The sequence below is a fragment of the Actinoallomurus acaciae genome, assembly GCF_042429965.1.
Classification (GTDB): domain Bacteria; phylum Actinomycetota; class Actinomycetes; order Streptosporangiales; family Streptosporangiaceae; genus Actinoallomurus; species Actinoallomurus acaciae.
Window position 1 is genome coordinate 1 of sequence record NZ_JBHLZP010000559.1, and the last position, 5,088, is coordinate 5,088.

Annotated in this window: 7 protein-coding genes; all 7 read left to right on the forward strand. The window is 70.7% G+C overall.

Annotated elements, in window-relative coordinates; all coding sequences use genetic code 11:
• Positions 1-355, forward strand: a 355-nt coding sequence (locus ACFFNX_RS41775) for a tyrosine-type recombinase/integrase (RefSeq protein ID WP_378211748.1), incomplete at its 5' end; no start/stop codon positions are given.
• Positions 356-681: 326 nt separating this feature from the next.
• Positions 682-1,503, forward strand: a complete 822-nt coding sequence (locus tag ACFFNX_RS41780; RefSeq protein WP_378211756.1) for a ParA family protein — start codon at positions 682-684, stop codon at positions 1,501-1,503.
• Positions 1,504-1,609: 106 nt separating this feature from the next.
• Positions 1,610-2,437 carry a segregation and condensation protein A gene (locus ACFFNX_RS41785; RefSeq protein ID WP_378211750.1) on the forward strand — a complete coding sequence of 276 codons (828 nt, stop codon included), beginning with the start codon at positions 1,610-1,612 and terminating at the stop codon, positions 2,435-2,437.
• Positions 2,438-2,513: 76 nt separating this feature from the next.
• Positions 2,514-3,236, forward strand: a complete 723-nt coding sequence (scpB, locus tag ACFFNX_RS41790) for an SMC-Scp complex subunit ScpB (RefSeq protein ID WP_378211757.1) — start codon at positions 2,514-2,516, stop codon at positions 3,234-3,236.
• A complete protein-coding gene (locus tag ACFFNX_RS41795) occupies positions 3,233-3,970 on the forward strand; it encodes a pseudouridine synthase (RefSeq protein ID WP_378211752.1) in 738 nt (245 codons plus the stop codon). The genes scpB and ACFFNX_RS41795 overlap by 4 nt, the downstream gene beginning before the upstream one ends.
• Before the next feature lie 25 nt (positions 3,971-3,995).
• Positions 3,996-4,358 carry a chorismate mutase gene (gene aroH, locus ACFFNX_RS41800; protein ID WP_378211754.1) on the forward strand — a complete coding sequence of 121 codons (363 nt, stop codon included), beginning with the start codon at positions 3,996-3,998 and terminating at the stop codon, positions 4,356-4,358.
• 163 nt (positions 4,359-4,521) lie between these two features.
• A partial coding sequence (locus tag ACFFNX_RS41805; protein ID WP_378211759.1) for a prephenate dehydrogenase occupies positions 4,522-5,088 on the forward strand: 567 nt, incomplete at its 3' end.

The following is a 5,088-nucleotide window of genomic DNA, read 5'->3' on the forward strand; positions in this document are numbered from 1 at the left end:
CCGGTACGCCCGCGAGGCGCTCGATGCCTATCTCCTGCGGGCGCGTCCGGCGCTCGGCGGGCACGGCGGCAGCGGCGGTCCGCTGTTCCTCAACGCGCGCGGCGGGCGGCTGTCACGCCAGAGCGCCTGGTCGACGCTGCGAACGGCGGCCGGCCGCGCGCAGCTGAAGGACGTGTCACCGCACACGCTGCGGCACTCCTTCGCGACGCACCTGCTCCACGGGGGCGCGGACGTCAGGGCGGTCCAGGAGCTGCTGGGCCACGCGTCCGTGACGACGACCCAGATGTACACGCTGGTCACCGTCGACCGGCTGCGGGACCTCTACGCCTCGGCGTACCCGCGCGCAAGTGCCTGAGGCGTGAGGTTCACGCTTCGGCGTACCCGCGTGCCGGTGTCTGAGAGACTGTCCGGAGCCCTGTCTCGGCGCGAGCGGCGGCAGGGCATGGGGTCCTGGGCGGTATCTGAACAAAGGCGCGACCGTCGGTGTGCCGCCTTGCCGCTCTACTTGACAGGCCATAGAGTCCCCATCTTGACGGCAAACCAAGGTCGCCGGGGAGGTTCGAGTAGCTGGTGACTGACATCAGCGCGCAGCAGGAGAGAGCACGATCCGAGAGTGTGCTCTCGACCGCGATCGCGACCGATCCGCGAGACGCCGCGCCGCTAGGGCCGACGCAGCGTCCCATCCCGTCGTTCCCCGACCCGCCCCCGCTGTCCGAGCACGGGCCCGCCCGTATCGTCTCGGTCTGCAACCAGAAGGGCGGGGTCGGCAAGACGACGACGACCATAAACCTGGGCGCGTCCCTGGCCGAGCAGGGGCGGCGGGTGCTGCTCGTCGACTTCGACCCGCAGGGCGCGCTGTCGGTGGGCCTGGGCAAGGGCGACCCCCGCCAGCTCGACCTCACGATCTACAACCTGCTCATGGAGCGGGGCGTGGAGACCGAAGAGGTCATCCTGGAGACCAGCGTCGAGGGCATGGACCTGCTGCCCAGCAACATCGACCTGTCCGGCGCGGAGGTCCAGCTCGTCCACGAGGTCGGCCGCGAGTACATCCTCGGCGGACTGCTCAAGCCGGTCGTGGCCGACTACGACTACATCATGATCGACTGTCAGCCGTCGCTGGGCCTGCTGACGGTCAATGCGCTGACCGCCAGCCAGGGCGTCCTCGTCCCCCTCGAGTGCGAATACTTCGCGATGCGCGGAGTCGCGCTGCTCATGGAGACGATCGAGAAGGTGCAGGCGCGGCTCAACCAGGAGCTGTCCATCGACGGCTTCCTCGCGACGATGTACGACTCGCGCACGCTCCACACCCGCGAGGTGCTCGGCCGCATCGTGGACGCCTTCGGCGAGAAGGTCTTCCACACGGTCATCAACCGCACCGTACGGTTCCCGGACGCGACGGTCGTGGGTGAGCCCATCACCCGCTTCGACCCGTCGTCCATGGGCGCCAACGCCTACCGGGAGCTCGCCAAGGAGGTACTCCAGAGGTGGCATCACCTCATGTGACCGGTCCCGGTGCGGCCGCTGACCGCACCGGACCGCCGAGGGGTGCACCCGGGCGCCGCGCTCCCCTGTGGCAGGGGAGTGCGTGACCTCCACTACCGTTGGCGAGGTGAGCGAGCCGGCCGCGGAGGAGCACAAGCACGGATTCGAGGTGCACCTCGACAACTTCGAGGGTCCCTTCGACCTGCTCCTCGGCTTGATCGCCAAGCACAAGCTGGACATCACCGAGGTGGCCCTGCACAAGGTCACCGATGAGTTCATCGCCCACATCCGCACCCGCGGCCGCGAGTGGGACCTCGACCAGGCGAGCTACTTCCTGCTGGTCGCCGCCACCCTGCTCGACCTGAAGGCCGCGCGGCTGCTGCCCTCCGGAGAGGTCGAGGACGAAGAGGACCTCGCCCTGCTGGAGGCGCGCGACCTGCTGTTCGCGCGGCTGCTGCAGTACCGCGCGTACAAGGAGGTCGCGGGAGTCTTCGCGGGGCGGATCGCCCGCGAGTCGCGCCGCTTCGCCCGTACGGTGCCGATGGAGCCGCAGTTCGCGAACCTCCTGCCCGAGGTGCTCATCGGCCTGGGCCCGGCCGCGTTCGCCCGGCTGGCCGCCAAGACCCTCGCGCCCAAACCCGTGCCGACGGTGTCGACCACGCACATCTACGCGCCGCAGGCGAGCGTCAAGGAGCAGGCGGCCCTGCTCGTGGAGCGCCTGCGCCGGCTGGAGCGTGCCACCTTCCGCGTGCTGACCGCCGACTGCGCCGGCACCTTCGAGATCGTCGCGCGGTTCCTGGCCGTGCTCGAGCTCTACCGGGAGAAGGCCGTCGCGCTGGAGCAGGCGGAGCCGCTCGGCGAGCTGTACGTCACCTGGACCGGCGCGGAAGAGGGCGAGGTCGTCGTCGGCGACGACTACTCAGGACGACCCGCGGAGAAGAAGGACGATGACTGACACCCCGCCCGAGCCCGGCACCAACGGCCACCCCCTCCCACCGCCCGAGCCCGACCGGGCGCCCCCCGAGCAGGCGATGCCGTCGCAGACCGTGCCCGAGGAGACGGCGGTCGAGGAGACGGTGCCGCAGGACGCGGCGGTCGAGGAGACGGTGGCCGAGCCGGTCGTGCCCAAGCCGCGTGCGCCGGAGCCGGTCGCGGCCGGTCCCGCGGACGGGGCGTTGTTCGACGCGCCGGAGACCGAGCCCGGCGCGGACGAGCCGTCGCTGCGGGCGGGCCTGGAGGCCATCCTGCTGGTCGTGGACGAGCCGGTCCCGGAGGTGACCCTCGCCCAGATCCTCGAACGGCCCCGCGACGAGGTCGCCGCCACGCTGCGGGAACTGGCCGCGGAATACGCCGAGCAGGGCCGGGGGTTCGACCTGAGGGAGATCGCCGGTGGCTGGCGGTTCTACACTCGAGATGTCTGTGCCCCCCTCGTCGAGCGGTTCGTTCGCGACGGACAGCAGGCGCGGCTGACGCAGGCGGCGCTGGAGACGCTCGCCGTCATCGCCTATCGGCAGCCGGTGAGCAGGGCCCGGGTGTCGGCGATCCGCGGAGTCAACAGCGACGGCGTGATCCGCACCCTGACCGTACGAGGTCTCATCGAGGAGGCGGGGCACGACCCGGAGCACCAGGCGGTGCTCTACCGGACGACGACCTACTTCCTGGAGCGGCTCGGCCTCAACTCCGTTGACGAGCTGCCCGAACTCGCCCCCTACCTGCCTGATGACCTGGAAGGCATAGAGGAACTTCAGCAATGAACACGACCAACGACGGCGTACGGCTCCAGAAGGTGCTCGCCGACGCGGGTGTGGCCAGCCGCCGCGCCTGCGAGGAGCTGATCGCGGCCGGGCGGGTCAGCGTCGACGGTGAGAAGGTCACGTGGTTCGGCGCCCGCGTCGATCCGCAGCAGGCCGTCATCCACGTCGACGGCAAGCGGATCCCCACACGCGCCGAACTGCGTTACTACATGCTCAACAAGCCCACGGGTGTCGTCAGCACCATGTCCGACCCCAAGGGCCGCAAGACCCTCACCGCGTACGTCGGCGACGTGCCCGAGCGGCTCTTCCACGTCGGCCGTCTCGACACCGACACCGAGGGCCTCCTGCTGCTCACCAACGACGGTGAACTGGCGAATCGCCTCATGCACCCGCGATACGGTGTTTCCAAGACCTACCTCGCCGAGATCCACGGGCCGATCGGCCGTGATCTCGGCAAGAGGCTCAAGCAGGGCGTCAAACTCGCGGACGGCTTCGCCAAGGCGGATGACTTCCGCGTGTTCGACCAGGTCGGCAAGCGGATCCTCGTCGAGGTGACCCTTCACGAGGGCCGTAAGCACATCGTGCGCCGTCTGCTCGCCGAGGTCGGTCATCCGGTACAGCAGCTCGCCCGCACCGAGTTCGGCCCGGTCAAGCTGGGCCGCCTGAAATCGGGCACGATCCGGGCGCTCACCACCAAGGAGATCGGCGAGCTGTACGCGGCGGTCGAGCTCTGACCTGCCGCCGATCAAGGGAGGTTTTGTGGGGGTACTAGCCGTACGCGGGGCCACCCAGATAGACGCCGACGACCGCGACCAGATCCTCGAGGCGACCGCCGAGCTGGTCACCGAGGTGATGACGCGCAACGCGCTCACCACCGACGACGTCATCAGCGTGATCTTCACCGCGACACCGGACCTGTCCGCGGAGTTCCCGGCGCTGGCCGCGCGCAAGCTCGGCTTCCACGACGTGCCGCTGCTGTGCGCCAGCGAGATCGACGTGCCGCACGCGCTGCCGCGGGTGATCCGCCTGATGGCGCACATCCAGAGCGACCGGCCGCGCTCGGACATCCAGCACGTCTATCTGCGCGGCGCGACGGCGCTGCGCCTCGACATCGCGCAGTAACGGCTCTCGCGTCCATCCGGCGAGCCGGGTGCGGTCAGGCGGGTCGCACCGCGTGTCCCGGGCCACCGGCCGCCATGAGGTCGTGCCTCCGGCCGGGAGCCCGGAGAGGCGCCAGGCCGCGAGCGGCGCGGATACGCTTCGAAACTCACGCGGAGGTGAAGTCATCGGCGGCACACGACAGGTCGTCGTCATCGGCACCGGGTTGATCGGGACCTCGGTGGCGCTCGCGCTGCGCGAACGCGGTGACGAGGTGCGGCTGACCGACCGCGATCCGGTGTCCGTGCGGATGGCGGCCGAACTCGGTGCCGGCGTTCCGCTGGACGACGGCGACGGGCCCGCCGACATCGCGGTGATCGCGGTGCCGCCGGCGGCGGTCGCGGCGACGCTGCTCGACGCGCAGAAACGCGGCCTGGCCCGCTTCTACACCGACGTCGCGAGCGTCAAGTCCCGGCCGCTGCGCGAGGCCGCCGAGCTGGGCTGCGACCTGACGAGTTACGTCGCCGGGCATCCCCTCGCCGGCCGTGAGCGCTCCGGGCCCGCCGCGGCGCGCGCGGATCTGTTCCTCGGCCGCCCGTGGGCGCTGTGCCCCACCTCCAAGAGCCTGCCGGAGGCGGTCGAGACCGTGACCGCGCTCGCCGAGGCGTGCGGCGCCCAGACCGTGGTGGTCGACGCCGAGGAGCACGACCGGGCCGTCGCGCTGGTCTCGCACGGTCCGCACGTGGCCGCCGCC

Bases quoted from the DNA above. Each gene is read 5' to 3' on its own strand.
- ACFFNX_RS41795 (WP_378211752.1), top strand. From the start codon at position 3,233: ATGAACACGACCAACGACGGCGTACGGCTCCAGAAGGTGCTCGCCGAC.
- scpB (WP_378211757.1), top strand. From the start codon at position 2,514: ATGCCGTCGCAGACCGTGCCCGAGGAGACGGCGGTCGAGGAGACGGTG.